Source organism: Pseudoalteromonas sp. OFAV1 (genome assembly GCF_021532595.1).
Classification (GTDB): Bacteria; Pseudomonadota; Gammaproteobacteria; order Enterobacterales; family Alteromonadaceae; genus Pseudoalteromonas; species Pseudoalteromonas lipolytica_C.
In genome coordinates, this window is sequence record NZ_JAKGBG010000006.1 from 71571 (window position 1) to 91393 (window position 19823).

A 19823-nucleotide genomic window follows, 5' to 3' on the forward strand; every position below is an offset into this window, starting at 1 on the left:
ACTTAGTTCAAACATTTTTGAAACTTTGATCTAGAACAGGTTTTGTCCCCTCCAACTTAGTAATAATAGCCTCAACCAAATAAGACAAGTAGTTCGCGGAGAACAACATGAAAACCAAATTAAGCATTGCATTACTTACTTCACTATTAGCACTCTCTCCTGTTGCAAACGCAAACTTAAGCGTGAACGTGGGTGCTATTAACGTAAACCCTGACAACGATAGCTCAAAAATCAATGAGGCTCCGGCACTAGGCTTACGCGCAGATGATGACACGCAATTAGGTATTACTATAGATTATGCACTAGACGATAACTGGGTGCTTGAGTTAGTTGCTGCAACGCCATTTAGTCATGATGTTCAAGGTGCTGGTGGCTTAGCTGGTAATAAGATTGCTAAAATTAAACACTTACCACCAACTTTCTTAGCACAATATCACTTTTTTGATGCAACCTATAAATTCCGTCCATTTGTAGGTGTAGGCGTAAACTATACAGTTTTCTTTGATGAAGAGCCTTCAGCTGCACTAAAAGCAACATTAGGTACTGACGACGTAGAAGTCAAACTAGACGACTCATTTGGCTTTGCAGCTCAAGCTGGTTTCAACTACATGATGAGTGAAAACTGGGGTCTACATGGCATGGTTTCACTTATTGATATCGATACAGATGCAACTGTATATGCTGGCGGCTCAAAAGCATTAACATCAACAGTAGAAATTGACCCTGTCGTTGCTATGTTTGGTATTAAATACAAATTCTAACTTTCATTTTGTGAAAGCCCATACGCACAAAAAGGCCATTAAATGGCCTTTTTTATTTGTTCCCACTCTAGAAAAACCTGCAACACGAACTTGATTCCCGCTCAAGTTCAATCAACTAATCAATTTAGACTACACTATAAAAATAACCCATTTCTTTTTATTGGTTTTTATTTTTTGTTTATTTAACCGTTACTTATTTTACTGTTTTTCATTGCAATATCTGAATTTTCAGAGCCAAAGACGTGTTGTTCCTATTTGCTCGCGATTATAAAATGGTTGTAATAATTTTGACCTATCTAAAATAAATTAGGTGGCAGCTCGAGGTGTTAATTGAAAGTAATTGTCAATTCGTTAGTGTTGATTCTTTGCACAGCTCTAATCTCGTGCAAAGTAAAAGATCCTAGTGAAGATAAACCGCAACAACAAAAGCAAGATACAATTAGTGATCGTGAAGCGCTAATTGCGGGCACCGCTGACATCGTATTTACTATTACCAATGAAAATCAAACACCTCTTAACAATGTGAGCGTTGACGTTGCAGGTCAAGAGTACCTATCCGATGAAAATGGACGTGTTTCTATTAGCAACCTCTCTTTTGGTAATCACGCTGTTTTTATTGCACAATCAGGTTATTTCCCAAAGGCAGGTATTTTAGTAAACCAACCTAACTCTGTAACCTCACACATCCAATTAGAAACACAATCAGCAAATTCAAAAAGCTTGTTATTTGCTGGTGATACAATGTTTGGTCGACGCTTCCTAGACCCCAACTTAGAGACAATGGGCACATCTGTACCTAATGTTAACACTGCGCTCATTCGTCCTGACTCAGCACGCGAAGATAGTATCGCCATAACCACAGAAGTTGCAGCGCTCTTTAAAGCTGCTGACTTTTCATCGGTTAATCTTGAGTCACCTATTACGACGATGCCAACAACAGTTCATCCGACTAAAGAATTCAGCTTTTTCTCTTTGCCTGAATCACTGCAAAGCCTTACTGAAATTGGTATTGATTATGTTGGCCTTGGTAATAATCACATCTATGACTATTTACAGAATGGCCTTGAAGATACACTCCTTGAAGTGTCAAATGCAGGGTTCCTAAATAGCGGTGCGGGTTTAAGTGAAACTGACGCTTTTAAAACTGTCGAGCATAACCTTGATAATGTAAATTTAGTGCTCTTTGCTGCAACTTCAATTACCGGAAAAGAACATCAATATACCTACGTTGCTGACACCAATAAAGGTGGGGCTGCTGATTTAACAAATTCAGCGGCAGTCAAAGCTGCACTTGAACAGTTAGATCCTACTGACTTTGTCATTGCACAAATGCATGGTGGTGATGAATACTCGTATACTCCATCACCTTATATAGGTAGCCGATTTGAAGTTCTTTCTTCACAAAATACTGATCTACTAATTGGCCATCACCCACACATTGCCCAAGGCTTTGCTGTATTTAATGAAATACCAGCCATATTGGGCTTGGGTAACTTTGTATTTGACCAACCCAGACTTGATACCTTATTAGGCCTTGCAGTTATGCTGGACCTTGATACGCAAAGCCAAAAAATCACTCGTGGTTTTGCTTATCCTATTTATTTAGAAGACTATAAACCTCGATTCACCACTGGTTTTTTAAGTCACTATTTATTGAGAAGAATCGCCGAACTTTCTGATGACAATATTACGCTTGTTCCCCGAGAAAGCTACGCTGAAATATATTTTGCTGCAAATCAAGCAACAAAAAATACTCAGCAAGTGACTATCAACATTGATGCCACCACTGACATCATAGACTTGAGACAATATTCACCATCATCTGCTGCTTACGTTTCATCCATAGACGTTAATAGTGGTTCTTTAGATACGCTTTTAGTGGGCCGAGATATTATGGTCTTTGGCGATTTTGAAGATTGGGATAACGACGCAGACACCTTTGAAGTTAGTCGATGGGATCATAGCAGTGAAAGTGTGTTGCCTTGCACTGATAAGCCATTCAATGGTTTGCAAGCTCTGTGCTCAACCCGAGATAAGTTTGACAACACTCCCTCTATTATTCCATTTAGACACACTATGCGGGTTATGGAGTTAACCGACGAAACAGGTGCACTAGAGTTAAGTAAAGACTTTTCGTTACTGACCTATTTGCAATCTGAAAATGGTGGTCAGCTTGAGGCCTTGCTTACTTATACAACAGAAATTGATGACCTTACCTTCGCAGAAAACCAAATTCCCGTTAGCGAAGGAGGTAATCAACCATGGCAAGCTTTTAGCCATGACTTTAGTTTACCTTCTGATGAGTTAACACTTGGGCCTAAAAAATTACCACCTCGTGGCGTAAAACTACAATTTAGGCACTATCCACCCAATACAGGAGAAGCGATCACGCGTCTAGATGATGTCGCAATGATCAGCTGGCAACAAAGTATCAACCTAGAAAACGGACAATGGAAGACCGATAAAATGCACGGTTTTGACTTTTTAAAAGTCAATTCAAGTAGTGAAGTGAGCTTAACGCTGACATTCACTGTACTTGATTAAGGAGGAATTGTGGTTGTATTACAACAATTGTTGCGATTAACGCTGCAAAGAGCCTTTTGGTTTACTGTTTGCTTATTTGCAATTGTGATTATCAGTAACCTGCTGAATTTATTTCAAGCAAGTAATGCCTTTTTATATAAAAAAATAGAATCTCTCAGTAGCACTCAGCAAACAAATGTAGTGCTTATCACCAGTCAAAACCTTAGTGCTAACCATTCACAATTAGTCACCCAGCTTACAGAGTACCAGCCAAAAGCAATCATTGTTTTAGCAGATGAACCTTTAGCACCTGTAGACAATGAGCGTGTTTTCTACCCTTATTCGCAAAGTAAGTACTGTGTGCCAAACGTAGAGATTTGGGCAACATATCAAATGCGTATTCCAGCAGCGACTAACCTTGAGTGTGAAAGTGTGTGGCAAGCTGTTTTTGGTTATAAGCACGAAAAATCAAGACTGATTAACTTTAAATTGGCAGTTTCTGCGCTACCTAAATTTACAGCTAAGCGAGTTCTTGGCTTTGATGTGATGAGTGAGCAACTCGAAAATAAAGTGATTATTGTCGGTCAGCAATCAGCTGAATTTAATGTGCTGATACATGCCCCTAAATTAGAAGGGCTTAATGACCCCTTACTTCTTTTTGCTTATATCGCTGATAGTCTAGAAAAAAACAGCACAATAAATGAGCTTAATTTTGTTATCTCGATAGTACTTGCGCTGATACTGGTATTTGTCCTACTGTTTTTCTTTCAAAAAATGTCGATTAGTTATTCATTTCTAGTCGCACTAAGCATAACTATCATTTGGTGTTGCGCTGGCTATTTTTTAGTGAACTTTGCAAAGTTATTTATCCCTATCGGCCAATACATCATTCTGACCTTTGTCACATTATTTTGGGTTGTGGTGGCGAGGAAGATTTCTGAAGATAAAGAGCTTACAACTGATGTAAATAACATTCAGCAAATGATGATGGGCCGTTATATTCCGCAAAGCTTTATAGAGCACCCTTCTCCATGGGATCCCATAATACAATTAATTAGCCAACAGTTAGATCTAGAAAAATCAATTTTTTTAGCTCGAAAAGAAGACGACCATCGCGTCGTTGAAATTCGGGCTATCAACTGCCAACTTGATGATATTCAAGAAATGAGACGTGACTATCAGCGAACGCCTTATAGTAATGCGTTAAAGTCATTGGGTATTGTAAAGATCAACCGTCCATTTTTTAAGCAAATCATTGAGGGTGAAATCGAGTTTATCGCACCACTGGTATATGCCGGAGATGTCCGTGGGTTTTGGGCTTTATCAATTATTCCTAATCATAACTTTAACCAACAAGCCTTTGAGCAAAACGTTAATAAATTTGCAGCTCAGGTTGCTGAACTACTATTCCATTACCATATTTTCAAAACAACACAGGCTAAAAACCGTACCTTATTAAACAGGCTACTCACCTATAAGCTGCACGAGCCTATTAGCCAAAAGGTAAAAAGCTCCCTGAACGAAATGGAGCAAAAGCTTACTACCTTAGAGATGGTTTTTAACCACACAAGCCCAGCAACTGTGCTTTTTAATCTGTTTGGTCAAGTTATTCAAACCAATGCATCTTTAGAGCGTTTTGCTAAGCAGCATCAAATAGCTATTTTTGAAACCACTGCGCTTGATTTACTGTGTAAAAGTTGTGAGCTTGATATTGAGATTGCAAAGGGTAAATTACGTTACATTACTCTTAATAAAGCGACCGTTGAGCTTCCTGCTAAACTTGGTGCACATCATTACACTCTAATTATTAGAGCGCTTCATTCAGATAACTCGCAAACTGCATCAGGTGCACCTTTTCAAGTATCTGGAATTTTATTTGAGTTTATAGCAAATACTCCTGAAATATCTTCGGAGGCTAAACTTTAATGGATTTCGTTTTAGCGCTTTTTCCTGCAGGTAGTGGACTGGGCCAATCAGTAATAACAACTGTTTGGGTCGGCACGGCTGTAGTATGCCTACTGAATTTGCGCTTTGGTTTTCCACTCACAGGCCTTGTTGTACCTGGTTACATTGTGCCACTTTTGATAATAAGCCCCACCTCTGCCGCGGTGATTATTATAGAAGCAATTGTTGTGTTTGGGGTTATGCGCTTTAGTGCAAATTACTTGATGGAGCGTTTTGGCTACAGTGAAATGTTTGGCAGGGACCGTTTTTTTGCCATCATCCTAATTAGTATTTTAGTTCGTGTTTGTATGGATACCCTGTTTTGGCCAATTATTGCAGATCAGTTGAGCCAATGGGATATCACTTTCGATTATGCATCACAACTTTATTCTTTGGGTCTTATCATCATCGCACTAACTGCCAATGTAATGTGGAATGGTGGCTTTAAGTACGGCCTGAAAGTAACTTTTATTCAGTTGTTCATTACCTATATTTTAGTACGATTTGTACTCATGCCATTTACCAATTTTAGTATCGCTAACTTAGGTATTATGTATGAAGCTGTTGCCGCATCAATCATTGCAGCGCCAAAAGCCTATATTATTTTAGTTATTACCGCTTTTTTAGCTTCCAGAGCAAATTTAAAATATGGTTGGGAGTTCAATGGTATCATGCTACCAGCCCTATTAGCTTTGCAGCTTACCCAACCAAGTAAGATTTTAACCTCATTCATTGAAACAGCTGTTATCTTAGCCGTTGGCGGCTCTCTCATTCATTTCACTCGCCTAAAACATGCACATATCGAAGGTGCTAGATTATTGATGTTATTTTTTACTATAGGCTTTATCTTTAAGCTTATTTTAAACTATATCGTCGTTTGGTTTTTTCCAACGGTAAAAGTAACCGACACTTTTGCATTTGGTTACATGCTAGCCACCTTACTTGCCCTAAAGATCTATCAAAAAAATGCGTTAGGCCTTGTGCTAAGAGCCACTTTTCAAACATCTGTTGTAGGTGGAAGCCTTGCTATTATTGTTGGCTTTTTAGTAATGCTTATCCCTTCTTTACTAACAAAACAAAATATTGACCCTGAAGCAGAACAGTTGCAAGTCATCACGCTCAATCAGCAAGTGAGTCAATACAAAAGCTACTTATATACTACTCGTTCTAATAAGGTAACCGTAAGTAGCTACAAAGCCAGTCAGGCAGTCTCTGATTTCAAATATGCGGTTTATCAGTTAAATGAAGCGATTAAAAGTAAGCAAAAAATAGGTCACCTAAGCGCTTTATTTAACTCTATCGGGTTTAAACTCGTTAGTGATGAAAACTATGTATACCTAATAGATATTGTTGAGAATCAGCAACGCGGTTTATTTGTGATTAACAAAACGCCACAAACGCCACTCATAATCACAGTTCCGTATCCTATCACTGAAAATCTTGCTAGCGACTCAGCAGCCCTTATTTTTCAGCATCTAAAAAGTAAAGCTTTAGTGTTTGGGGCAACAAAAACGCCTCAAATAACATTAGCGAAGGAAAACCAGCAAAGCCCTTTTTACCAAGCATTCATTAACGCATTAGAGGCGCAAGAATTATTGCAAGTTCGTGAATCTAACCGCTACACCGCAGCTTTACTAAAAAGCACGCCTGCTGAAGTTAAAAGCCAGTATTGGATCTTTAATCGACTTCCGGCCTCTATAAGCCAACGCGAAATGCATGAGTTTATCGGCAGTGAAGCAACTTATTTTGGTAAGGCAACAGCGAGTAGCTTGCCTTCGAGTAGTTTTAAAGGGTCTATGCTAGAAGTCTTTCTTAATGGAGATAACTACACCAACATATTGGCGTATATATACCGTGAAAATTACCGTTATAGCAATTTAAAACTCAACATAATCAATGAAGAAATGGTCAAAATTGTCGAAGATTTCTCATCGTATATAAGTAGTAAAGGCAGTCTCAATTATCAACCACTGACACACAGCCAAGTTGCGCTTTGGGAATTTGAAGTACTAACACCACTATATAGATTGATACAGCAAATCGGCAATGCCTCACTGAACGAGGATATTTTAAATCACCTGAAGCAGATAAATGGCACTGCAGAGTTACTTAACTATCAGTTACAACTAGTACAGAATAATAGTGGCCGATATTTACTATTAAGTCCCTTACAAAATAATGAAGCAATGGATCTTGGCCAAGGTCTGTATGCGTTTGCGCTTAGCAAACATGAAGCAATAAGTTTAAGCGTGCCAAGACCTGTTTTTGAAGGAAATACACTTAGTTTTGCCAGCCAACTTTTTACGACTTCAAATGCCGCTAACTTATTAATTGCAGGAGCACACCCATATGCTCACCCGAAGGCTAATGTACTTGCTGCAGACAACGTCGATTCATTATTCAATATCGTCCATCAAAGCTATTCGCGTTTTAAAGCACAACAACCGAGCTTAAATATCCAAATTCGCAGCCATAGTGCTCCGTCATGGATCCGCCCTAATGCAATTGCATTTTCAAATACTCAGGTAAGTGACGTTGCTGCCCCTTTAATGGAAAAACTAACCAAAGACTTAAGCATTTTAGGTGTTAATTACCAAGTAGTAACAGGCCAAAAAGCCACTCGGGGACTTGAGATTGGGAGCTCACCGCAATATGGCTATCAACAGTTTAATGCAAACAGCGAGCTCGCTACTTTATGGATAGCCTCAGACTTTAAAGAACAGTTTTCAATGGATCAAGATAGTTTGCTTATGCGCCTTCTTGCGATTTCTACTTATCCAACAGTCACCACTATTAACCTAGCCACTTTATCTCCTTCTAACTGGTTAACGTTACCTGACAGCGATAAACAAATTATCTTTAGAAAAATTAATCAATATACCGCCGATAAGCAAATTGCTGTACTGAAAACAATATGTTCAGAGCTTAATGAGTGCGTATTACAAACCATAAAATTAGAGAATTTAGATAAATTCGCACTGATGATCAAGCAGCACAATAGTCTAGTCGCTATATATAATCCGGCGAGCAATCAATTGATTGATGTGGATGTTTTCAACAAAATGATGGGGGGAGGCTTTGATGTATCTAATTAAACGCTTCTTCGCAATCTTAGTTCTTATCATTGTATTGTTAACAGCCTTATTTGCTTGGAATAGCTTTTTAATTTGGCTAGATTCTGCTGAGCCAGTTAACCCCCAAACAAGTAAAGAAACTCGCTCAAAAGTACAGTGGCTTAGTAGCACAAAACCACTGACTTATACATTTTCAAATCAGCGAACACACTCACTTAGGATCTTATCAAACGCCGTATTTGATCAATCTGTCACTCTTGAACAGCCGGTAAATTACGCCATCAAATACACTCTTTATAATGACAAGAAAGAGGTGATTGTAGATAAAGTTTATCACCATGCTTCAAAGTTAGTTAATAACAGTCAAGATCAACAAATTAAGCAAATCATTGAAAATAAGCAGTCTTTGAATGTGGCTTCTGGGCAATCATTTTACCTACCCATTAAACATTACCCACAAGCGAAAAGCTTAGCACTTACACTTATTCCTGAAGAAAAGACAATTCAAGGAGTGGTAGTTCGAGTGCATGCTAAAACACCTGACCAAAACGTTGATCCACTCAATAGTTGGCTAAAACGCCCCGTCGATAGACGTAAACGTGCAACTGATTACCTCACGATGGGTGAAAATACCTTAACAAATACTGAAATAACGAATGCAATGGCGTTTTGGTGGCAAAAAATAGCGCCACAAGGCATTCCTGGAATCGACTTTAAATCAGATATTCTTTATGAAAGCTTACCGTATAATGTACTAACCTATGATTTTAGTCAGCAACAGCATAGTCTTGCTGCTTACTATACCAAACATGGTTTATGCGCCAGTATCACATTAGACAAGAGTGATCGTTTAAATTTCACTGTTAGTAATGACCAAGAGACTCCGTCATTAATCTGGTATGACAAACTTCAGTTTGAAGCACCAAAAGTTATAAACTACAGGCTAACAGATAAAGAAAACACATATCAAACTCAGCCTCTTGAGCCGGGATTAATTACAATTTGCAGTGAGCAAGAGCTGCTAACCCAATGGCGAACTGAATCTGGCACCGCTATTTTAACAAGTTATGCTGGTAGTTACCTGATTAATGCGCAAGAGCACGTAGAGTTCGATGTTGTGCCATTAAGCCATTTGAACCTTGAGCTCAGGGCTCTCGAAACGAGTCAATTAGATATTTCTCTATACGATGAAAACCAAATCCAAATAGATCGTTACTCTATTACGATCAAAGGTGAAATTTCTGGCTTTGATCGATTAATAGCAGACAACACTCAAAGACAAGCAGTAGGTATGCTGACCCCCTACTACCTTCGTACTGGGAAAGAGACAAAATATGTAAAAATTACGGCTAATAACGATGTGTATGTGCGATTGAAATCAAGACTCGCGAGTTTTCATTATCAACGCCGAATTGCACACCAGCCAATTCTTACTGAGTCTACTAATGGCTTTTATGATATTGCAGCATGGTATGAACAAAAAGCACGTAATCATTATGACTTATCGCAACGCGATCTGTTTGTAAATATTCGTACATTTGCTCCGCCTCCAGACGTTGAGCAAACCACAACTTATTACCAATCTAAAGAGCTTTTCAATCTGTTACCACTATCAAATGTGGCTCTTGGGTTAAGCCCGAACCGTTACTATGAGGAACATCAACCTGCAGAGGAGTTTAATTTTGGACTCTATGATAAAAATCAGGCTATTCCCTCTGCAAGCTCAAATGATAACCGCTTAATCTCTCGATTAAATAGTAACAGTGCAAAAGAGCTTAAAACTGATGACATCTCATTTGCTGATCAACAGCAGTTAGTTAACGAAGCCAGTGTAATTTATCAAAATTGGTATGGTCATCGCCCATGGGTAAAACAGCGCCTTTATCAATTGGTTAAAAATAAGCCAGTGAAGCTATCATATGATAAAAAGAAACGTCCAATTAGCATTGTTTTTAAAGTATTTCGTGCCCAAAGCAATGAACCTGTAACTTTAAACATTTCGCATTCTGCAAAATACAAGCTTGGGCTTACAAGTGAATACAGTATTGCGAAGCAAAGTTTCCAACTTCACAACTCTAAATTATTAAAGTCTTTTTTGATCCACCCTAAAAAAAGTCAAATAACGAGTTATCCGAGCGTTACACTCAATCTAGCTAATGATATAGAGACACTGCAGTATGTGACTTTAAGTTCTTCAGAAACAATTTGGTTGTCTATACTTGAAGAGTACCCAATGCAGGAGCAAAAAGTAAGGTGGTGGAATAATGAACTTTAACTTTATTATTGTTTTTGCATTATTATTTACTCCGTTAACAAGTGTTGAGAGTGATTTTGAGCAACTCACATTTACCTTGCATGCTTGGCTCAATAACCAAGATGAAGTCCCTAAGCACTTTACTTTTAGCAAGGGTGCGTTGTATGCCAAGAAATCTTTAATTTCAGGTGGCGAAATACATTTTAAGCCAAAAGGTAAACCCTGTATTTCTTATGCACCGCATAGATATTTTGACAAGCATACTTTACTAATTGCTAAAGCTCTGTTTAGTGAGTGCCAAGTTTTGTTGACGAATACTAAACATAGAAGCAGCCGCGACCTCCAAGGTAAAATTATAGACTTTAGTCAATACCAAAATAGCAGTAGTAATGCCTTCATTCTGGCATACGGTAAAATCGTTGAAACATTTTCAATTTATCAAATCCATGGATTTGCAAAGGAAAAGCGCACTACAGAGCAAGGACGAAAAGCAGATATCATCATCAGCGAAGGCCATTTACATGCATCGCAACGCAGCTTACACATCTCTAAATGCCTGAATTCTAAACTTGATGTAAATGCCCTAGTTTATGGGCAGGATGTATATGAACTAGGAGGTACACAAAACATTCTTAATTCGCTAGGTCCTGTGAATAGTCACTTTTTCCATATCGAGTTAAGTCGCGAACTACGAGAGCGCTTAATTACCAATAACTTACTTTTAAAGCAGTTTAGCCAATGCCTTATTTCATAATCGCTTTTATAACACTTACGCTGCTAGCCTTCAAACCTGCTTATGCTGAACAGCAAGAGCATGCAGTACTTCAGCCGCCGATTTGGTTAAAAACTTCACCTAAATTAGATGTGCTGGCAACGACACAAAAGATACAAGTTGATTCTTTTGAACACCAATATTTATGGCTACCTGAAGGGCATTGGTTGGAGATCAACTCAGAACTGTTAGATAAGTTCATTATGAGTGTAGGCAACACACAATATATTCAGCAACGGATACAACTGGAACGAGACTTACTGTGTTCTAATGGCCGCTGCCAACTTCCGGCCTTAGGCCACAACCGTATTGTGGCAATTCAAAACCGTCAGGATGAACAGGCTGAGTTTTCAGCTTTAGTTGGCCACTATCAAACAAAAATTGATAGCTTTAAACGCGCATTAAAACTTGCCAAACCTTCAATATTACTCTCTTCAAGGCAAGGCAGTGAACGTTTTTATAAATTCGATAAAGGCGAAGAAGTTACTCTTTACTTCCCTGATGCTAAAAAAATTAAGCTTTCTGTTAGAAAAAATATGCAATCACTGGAGCGCCACGGCGCTGTGTATGCCTATGTTGATGAAGTACTCACAGCAAAAGTAAACATCATTAATAACCAAGCTCTTGAATATCAAGATCAACAAGTAGGTCTGGTAAATAGTGACTATTTAGCCATTAATGCAGGGCAATATTTAACGATAAGAAGCCACACAGATGCTTACGTAAAAATAACACAAAGCCATCGAGCTATATTCGATGACACAACAGCTAACAAAACCAAGGAAAAGTTGCTGCTACCTTACTGGTTAAAAACCGCTAATGACGCGATGGAATCAGTTTACAATAAATATTCCCTCAACGTTTTTAGTGATGACGTATTTACGCACAATGAGCCTTTGGCTGTAAAACGCCATTATGACTTGCTTTCTTTAATGTCTACTCAGACTCTACTAAAAGGCAGCAGCGTAGTGCATGCCTCTACATCATCAAAAAGTGTTCTAATCACTGAGCTTGAAGAACAACGATTAGTTGATGATCAGTTTTATCCTCGCATTAATAAGCAAGTTAGGGATATTACATCACTTTCTCAAGTCCCCCTTCGTTATGACTTATCGAGTCAAAAACGTGCAACCCCTTGGCTTACATTTGTAGCTCGAAGCGATGAAGATAGTCAGTTAAAACTGACAGCTGGTGGCATGAGCTGGTTAATAAATATCAAGGCAACACAACATTACCAAACGATTAGTGTGTCAGTTCCTGTAAACCACAAAACCATGACAATTCAAAAAACTACTGACGACGTTCCCGTTATTGAGTTTGCAGTTTATGCTCGAACACTCACTGATTTTCCTAGTAACGAAGTACTCTACTTACAACCTGGAGCTCTTGATCAGAACAGCCCTATCACAGCTCAACTGGTAACTAACCACTTAAGAAAGTTATATAGTGACTATCTTGCGATGATACAACCCTATGCGCCAGCAAGGAGAAAAGTTAAGTTACTAAATTGGCAGCAATCTATGCTAACCGCTAAGGATTTAGCTAAATCGGCACCATTAGATGCACTTGCCTTTTTAAAACCATTAACGCAAAACCCCGATCCATCAGTCGCAGAGCAAGCATGGCAAGTTAAAATAGATATTTTACGTGAACAACACCAGTTTCATCTTGCTACGAGTTATTTAGAAGGACTATATAAAAGTACGCAACAAAAGGAATTGCAACAGTTTGCATTAAGATCGCTATTAGAAACTTATCAAGCCGAACAGCAAGAGCTTAAACTGTTTGCGCTATGTGCTGGTAACCTAAATATATTAAGCGAGTGCAGAAATATACTGATCGAACTTGCAACTAAGCAACAGAAAAACCGACTTGCGCTTTGGCTTGCACATCAAGCAGAAGAATCTCAGATTGCCGAACAAAGTTATACGGCTCTAAACTACCATAGTTTGAGCTCTACGATAAAAGCCGAAAATAAACAGTATGAATTACTATCTGGTGCGCAAGAAACATTAATAAATTCACAAGGGAAGTTGCAAAACACCGTACTCTCTCAACATATGCCTTGGCAATATACAGCATTAGAACCAGTCCACCTGAGCATAAGTGCACGGACTGAAGCCAAGCAAAATGGCGAGTATCAAACCGCATGGTTAATGGCTGATAGTGAATACCAGCATAAATTAATACCAATCTTTAGTGATATACCTTCAAACACATTGGTCGTTGAAAGCCAACAGGCAGCCTCTGTTTCTTCAACGATGATCGTTAGTCTGCAAGCTGGAGAAACACTTAATTTATCAGCAGATCAGAAGACCTTTCTAGATGTCAAAGATATCACTGATTCGTTATTTACACGATTTGAGTATTATTCTGATGCTACGAACAAAGTAATCACAGGCGATATTATGTCGCTAATTTATGCCTATGATGCAACACAACGTGAGCTGTTAATTAATGGCCTATATTTATTATCTAAAAAGCGTTTAAACAATAATGAATACACGCAACTATTACAGCGGATCGCTACAATACCCGCCTCCGCTTCATTGACCTTTTTACAAAATAGAATAGAAAGTTTTGGTCACTGGCAACCTCTAGATAGCCTTGTAGATTATGCTGGTACACGCCTTTTCGATATTCAAAGTTCTTCACAAACTAGCTTTGCTGATAGGTTTAACCAATTCAAAACGCATTTAAAAAATAATGAAGGATTATTGATTCGACCATTCCACACACTTTACATAGATTTAGCCCAAACAGAGGGAGAACAAATTCGTTTCGTATTTAGTTTTTCTACTGCAGAGCTGGCTCAAGCTAATGTGGCAAACTTATCTATAAAACTCGCTAACAATTTAAAAATATGGTCAGTTACCGAGCAGCAGAGCATTCCTTTTACATTTAACAAACAAGAGCTAGATAATAACATTATTGCCCTTCACTGGCTTAATCCCTATTTATCTCAGCAACTAAAAGTTGAAGCACAACAATATATTGCAGGTCGTTGGAGAAAGTTAGATTTACCCACAACCATGCTATTTTATTCTGTAGTCCCTAACACACCACTAGTGGCAACGTTGAATGCAGATCGCTTGATTAAATTAGAGAAAATGAATAACTACAGTCGTAACGAACGTCAATTTTTCCACCCAGCAGGAAAAATTGAAGTCAAAGCCGCTGAGCTTGAGCATGTACGCCTTTATACATGGGAACTGAGTGATCTTAACAATAAGATTTCAGAGTTTACTCAAGCGCAAATTCCTTTGCCAGACTTAGTCACTTATCAAGCACCTGAGCAGCAAAAAATAGTAAGTGAGCAAACATCATTTCAAAGTGATGATTTAAATTGGCAAGCTTTCATTCTTTACGATCAACAAGAAATATTTCAGAGCGCTGAAAATATCCCAACGCGACGAGACATTGATGTTGGTGCTCGCTTACGTATTAACGACGAAAACAATTGGTATCAATTAGAAGGCTATTATTCATTTAGTGAAAACCAGACAGACATAATGGCGCTTAATGGCTATTATTCATGGCAAGATGATACAACCCCCTGGTATGCGGGTGCGCAACTTCAAAGCCGCTGGCAACCAGGTCATGATGGCTTTGACAGTCAATATGCTCTTGATGGCAGCCTTTATGTTGGGCAAAAATGGCAACGTGACTCAACACATCGCCATCAATGGCAACTGTCACCATTTATTCGCTATAGCAGCGCTGATTTAAACGATTATCTCCGTGACGACTTACTTAATTCAAGTGTGTTCAATTTTTATCGTGAAAACCATGCATCTGGTTGGCAGGGATTTTATCAATACCGCTATCAACCTTGGGTCGACAATTATTTAAATTTTAGTGTTTCATCCAGTTCAAATGATGATTGGACAAGCCTAGATTATTTACGCTTCAACACAAGCTGGAACCAATATTATCATGACCATATTTTCCAACTCGGCATTGATAGTTATTACCGCTTTAAGGATGAAAACCGTGCTACAGCCACTTGGCAATACATCACACAATTTGCTTGGCAAACGCAAATTAATTTAGGTGATTTCTCGCATGGTTGGCTAAAGGTTCGGTTACAACAGGATTGGGTATGGGATAACCACAATATAAGTATCGAATTTTCATCAGGTAATAATCAGCATACAGGTTTTGCCCCTTTTGCACATGATGAAATTATATTCCCAACACTTCAGTTAAATCATTTGCTAGAGCACAGTGACTATGAGTAGTAACGGACTTACAAAACGCCTTGAAAATTTGCTTTTCGCAGATATTGCCAGTTTCTGGTTAGATTTATATCGTCAAAAATACCGCGAACTCGTAGATGAATTAAGTCAATGGGAGCTAATCAAGGATCAGCCTGAAGATTATGACGAAGATGACTGGCTATTACTGCAAGCCATTGCATTTTTAACTCATAAAATAGATACCTTACAAAATCAATTGACCAAGCTTGATAGCGATCACAGACGCTTTATTGAACGTTTAAATCATGCTGAGTTAAAAGCGGAAAGACAATTTCATATTTTAGACTATGCAGCAGCGCTTGGCGCAAGCAAATTGCAACTGCAAAAGGATCAAGAGGCATTTCAACGTTGGTTTGATGAAGGAGCCATCGTAAACCGATACCAAGATAAAGTATCTGAGCTTGAGCAATCATTGAAATTCTTAATAGGTAAACTAGGTGATCTAACTAATCGTTATTTACGCATTCACTCGGGAGAAATAACTAAATCATGGTTAACACTTAACTTAGAAAGTTTCTTTTTAGGTTTATTAGAAAAAACTGAGAATGAAGCAATTCGTAACTCTATTTTTCGCGCTCTTGCCAACCAAGTTAATTTAATTAGTGAATATGTCGGCGAAACTAAGTTCGATTCCAATCTTGTTGAGCTACTACTGTTTTCTCTTGAGAAGCAATCAACACCTCATGCCGCTAAAGTAGATATTTTAGAGATCCTGATCAATTTAAGACCCACTTTTACCCGCTATTTTATGCGTTCACAAATTGATTTAGATGTCTTGCCAAATGCTAAAGTAGAACGACAACATTTGTTTCTACTGACATCTTTTTCAAAAATTATATGTAAACAACCAAAATTAAATGAGGCTAATTATAAATTACTAATCTTGCTTGCAAAACACGCCTATCCCCGTGTAAGACAGAGTGTTATTGAACAATGCCCACTATTACCGTGGCCTTTTGCTATCAAGCTTTTAATGGTTCGCTTACAAAAAGAAACTCAACAAGCTGTAAGGCTGACACTCATCAAGCAATTAACGGATCCTCGTTTTACCGAAGAGCTACAATCGTTTCATATATGGCGCCAACAGTTAAAAAAAGTACAAAGCTTTGCAGAAAAACGATTGCTGTTGGAGCTTACGCCACGGATCATGTTTAATTTACAAGTTGAATGTGAAGAGCAAAATCAAGCAGATATATTATTTAAGTCATTTATTAATGTATTAAATAAACAACTTGAGAATGAACAAAGTATTGCCGTCAGACGCGTTATTACCCGTGTTCGAGAGCAGTTAGTCAGCTTTATGTATCAGCAAGAAGTTGCTGAGATCGAATTTAATTTAAACTCTCATTTAGATATAAATTTAAGCTCGAAGGAAATAAAGCAAGATTTACTTGGCCGACTTTTAAGCAAACAAGCACAAAATAATGAAGCCTTCAACGTAAAAGAAAAAAGTAAAAGCTATCTAATAACAAGGGGATATAAGCGTGGTTTCCGCTTTTGGCGGCTCTGGCACGAGTTTAGAAACCCAAGCACAGGAAAACGCCAAAGTTTTAATCATACACAAGCTAGAAAGCCAAGTGCATTTATGCACGTCCCGAGCTGCACTGTTGCAGAGATCAGCAAAACAGAAGTGCCTGGCGAGCCTCGCTTCGATGATAAGCAGTTCAGCGCTCGACCACACTTACCCATGCTTGATTTTTTATTAAGTATTTTGTCGCAGGATAACTTAAAAACACCTGCAAAATCATTTACACCTGATGGTATTTTAGTTATCACGCCACCCTCTAACATACTTAAACGTATGTATGCGTATAGTTGGATTTCATTCAACTTTGAAAAATTAGATGATCTACGAAATGGTTCAGAGGTTGAACAGCGAGATTTCTTAGATCTCATTAGAAGTAAAGGTTTTGTACTTGAATTTCAGCAATATGGGTCTGTTCTTGATGCAGAGTTTCCAGTGGAATCAAGTATTGCCAACTTATATAAGAAACTATCTATAACGCCTTTTTTATTCAATATGTGGGCAAGTTTTAAAGAGTATGCCTATTCACTTTATCAAAATAGTATTGGCCAATTAATCTTTTTTGTTTTGGCTTTTTCTACATACTTTTGGGCGCGCCATATTAGGATAAGTAAACAAATAAAATCGGATAGAGCAAAGATCCCCGTTTCAATCGGTGGCTGGGGCACCCGGGGTAAATCAGGAACTGAACGCTTAAAAGCTGCATTATTTAGTAGTTTAACCTTAAAAGTAATAAGTAAAACAACAGGTTGTGAAGCTACACTTATTTATGCAAGAGCAAGTGGAGAGCAGTTCGAAATTCCATTGTTCAGACCTTTTGATAAAGCGAGTATTTGGGAACAAAGTGATGTACTTCATTTTGCAACAAACGTGAAAGCTGATGTATTTCTTTGGGAATGTATGGGGTTAACCCCACGTTACGTGAAAATTTTAAGAAACTGGATGAATGATAATTTCTCTACGATTACCAATGCTTATCCAGACCATGAGGATATTTTAGGGCCTACAGGAATAGATGTCGCAAATGAAACAAGTCATTTTATTGGTGAAAATAGCCTAGTATTCACCAGCGAACAAAATATGGCTCCAATTCTTGACTTAAATGCGAAACAAAAGAACTCAAATTTAATTCAAGTACATTGGGCTGATAGCTTACAAATAACAGAGGACATACGCTCTCTTTATCCATACCAAGAGCACCCTGCCAACATCGCACTGGTTTGTAAAATGGCCGAGCATATAGGCTTAAATAAAGACTATGTATTTAAAGAAACATCAGCACGAATTGTTCCAGATATAGGTGTATTACAACATTTTGCCAAAGCACCAATTGCGACAATAAGCCAATCATTCGTAAATAGCATGTCCGCAAACGAGCGATTAGCAACAATAGAAAATTGGCAACGTCTCAATATATATCAATTAAACGACGATCCTAAAACTCAGGTCATCGCACTAATTAACAACCGTAATGACCGTGTTGCACGTTCAAAGGTATTTGCCTCAATATTAAGCAATGATCTCCGCTTTGACCGAATCGTAGTGATTGGTAGCAATGTAGATGGATTTTATAGCTATTTTTTGGCTGCGCTCACAGAGAGAGTCGATAAGTTAATTGAAATTAATGATATTGAAAACTTAGAGACACTACTAGAGCAATTTAACCTACTCACAGACTCACAAGTAAAAGCGCGGCTAAGTAGTGCTTATGGCAACATGATAGCAGAAAACCTTCTCACCCTAAGCGAAGGAAGTGTCAATAAGTCTTGTATAAAAGAAATCACCGGAGACATTTCATCTCAAGAAATCGCGACTATTCTCTATACCCTGCGCCACTACTATCAGCGTATAGCTTTAGACTCTTTAAAGGGTGATATGCAAAAGTACAGGGATGAAATAAAAGAGCGATTAATTTTAATCACAAAGTCAAAAGTTACTCTACTTGACGACAGCAACATATCCGCAGATGAGATAACCAAAGCTATTGCAAACCTAGCTTTACCGAATACCCATCAAGTGATTGTGGGCATGCAAAATATTAAGGGAGCGGGATTAAATTACGTATACGCTTGGCAACAGTGGCAAAAGGTATCTCAAACTATAACAAAAATGCTGAGCAAACATTGCTCTGCAAAAGAATTTAGAACGGCGTTAACAAATTTAAATATGATTGTATCATTTAATTTATTAGAAATAGATTATTTAAAGCAAAACTTAGTTACTCTTAAGAAAAGCCAGCTTGCACAAAATGAGTTTTGCCAAGCTGAAATAACAGCTCTTCAAGAAAAAATTTCTAGCGATAATACGTCAGTAAACGAAGAGAGTTCGCAACCTCGTGCACTTCGTTATTTAAATCAAATGATCGAATCATTTTTAGATGCAGGTGCTGCTGTTAAGCGTAAAAAGCGAGCTATTCAAATTTATGATGATATTGCTGAAAAACGCATAACATTAGAAAAAGCGATAAAATTACTTAGTGAGATGAATCGAAACCAAAGCTCAGGGTGGTTTACTAAGAAATCGAAATAAGACTAACTTTATGTCGATTATATTAAAACAATATAAAACTTAATTATTTAAAATTTAAACAGGAGCAAAACGCACATTAAAAATCAGAATTTTCCTATTAAATTAAGAAATATAAAACTATCATAAACTTAGATTATAAAAGCCTGTAAAACCCACAAACAAACCTTGTACCTAAATTGAAA

Annotated in this window: 8 protein-coding genes; all 8 read left to right on the plus strand. The window is 38.0% G+C overall.

Annotated elements, in window-relative coordinates:
• The first annotated feature begins 107 nt into the window (after positions 1–107).
• The 8 genes from L1267_RS05315 (at position 108) to L1267_RS05350 (ending at position 19641) form a co-directional block, all read left to right on the plus strand.
• A complete protein-coding gene (locus tag L1267_RS05315) occupies positions 108–761 on the plus strand; it encodes an OmpW/AlkL family protein (RefSeq protein ID WP_135925623.1) in 654 nt (217 codons plus the stop codon).
• A gap of 330 nt (positions 762–1091) precedes the next feature.
• On the plus strand, positions 1092–3305 hold the full coding sequence (locus L1267_RS05320; RefSeq protein WP_235382283.1) for a CapA family protein: 2214 nt from the start codon (positions 1092–1094) through the stop codon (positions 3303–3305).
• A gap of 9 nt (positions 3306–3314) precedes the next feature.
• Positions 3315–5210, plus strand: coding sequence for a hypothetical protein (locus L1267_RS05325; protein WP_235382284.1), 1896 nt, complete (start codon positions 3315–3317; stop codon positions 5208–5210).
• Positions 5210–8323 (plus strand): poly-gamma-glutamate biosynthesis protein PgsC/CapC, encoded by a 3114-nt coding sequence (locus tag L1267_RS05330; protein ID WP_235382285.1) that lies wholly within the window; start codon positions 5210–5212, stop codon positions 8321–8323. Before L1267_RS05325 ends, L1267_RS05330 begins: the two co-directional genes overlap by 1 nt.
• Positions 8310–10577 (plus strand): hypothetical protein, encoded by a 2268-nt coding sequence (locus tag L1267_RS05335; RefSeq protein WP_235382286.1) that lies wholly within the window; start codon positions 8310–8312, stop codon positions 10575–10577. Before L1267_RS05330 ends, L1267_RS05335 begins: the two co-directional genes overlap by 14 nt.
• Positions 10567–11310 (plus strand): hypothetical protein, encoded by a 744-nt coding sequence (locus L1267_RS05340; RefSeq protein ID WP_235382287.1) that lies wholly within the window; start codon positions 10567–10569, stop codon positions 11308–11310. The genes L1267_RS05335 and L1267_RS05340 overlap by 11 nt, the downstream gene beginning before the upstream one ends.
• Positions 11295–15569 (plus strand): hypothetical protein, encoded by a 4275-nt coding sequence (locus L1267_RS05345; RefSeq protein WP_235382288.1) that lies wholly within the window; start codon positions 11295–11297, stop codon positions 15567–15569. Before L1267_RS05340 ends, L1267_RS05345 begins: the two co-directional genes overlap by 16 nt.
• Entirely contained in the window at positions 15562–19641 is a 4080-nt protein-coding gene (locus L1267_RS05350) for a poly-gamma-glutamate synthase PgsB (RefSeq protein WP_235382289.1), read from the plus strand. Before L1267_RS05345 ends, L1267_RS05350 begins: the two co-directional genes overlap by 8 nt.
• Positions 19642–19823 lie beyond the last annotated feature (182 nt).

Excerpts from the sequence above, each read along its gene's own strand:
- L1267_RS05315 (WP_135925623.1), top strand. The coding sequence starts at position 108 with ATGAAAACCAAATTAAGCATTGCATTACTTACTTCACTATTAGCACTC.
- L1267_RS05330 (WP_235382285.1), top strand. The coding sequence starts at position 5,210 with ATGGATTTCGTTTTAGCGCTTTTTCCTGCAGGTAGTGGACTGGGCCAA.
- L1267_RS05335 (WP_235382286.1), top strand. The coding sequence starts at position 8,310 with ATGTATCTAATTAAACGCTTCTTCGCAATCTTAGTTCTTATCATTGTA.
- L1267_RS05340 (WP_235382287.1), top strand. The coding sequence starts at position 10,567 with ATGAACTTTAACTTTATTATTGTTTTTGCATTATTATTTACTCCGTTA.
- L1267_RS05345 (WP_235382288.1), top strand. The coding sequence starts at position 11,295 with ATGCCTTATTTCATAATCGCTTTTATAACACTTACGCTGCTAGCCTTC.
- L1267_RS05350 (WP_235382289.1), top strand. The coding sequence starts at position 15,562 with ATGAGTAGTAACGGACTTACAAAACGCCTTGAAAATTTGCTTTTCGCA.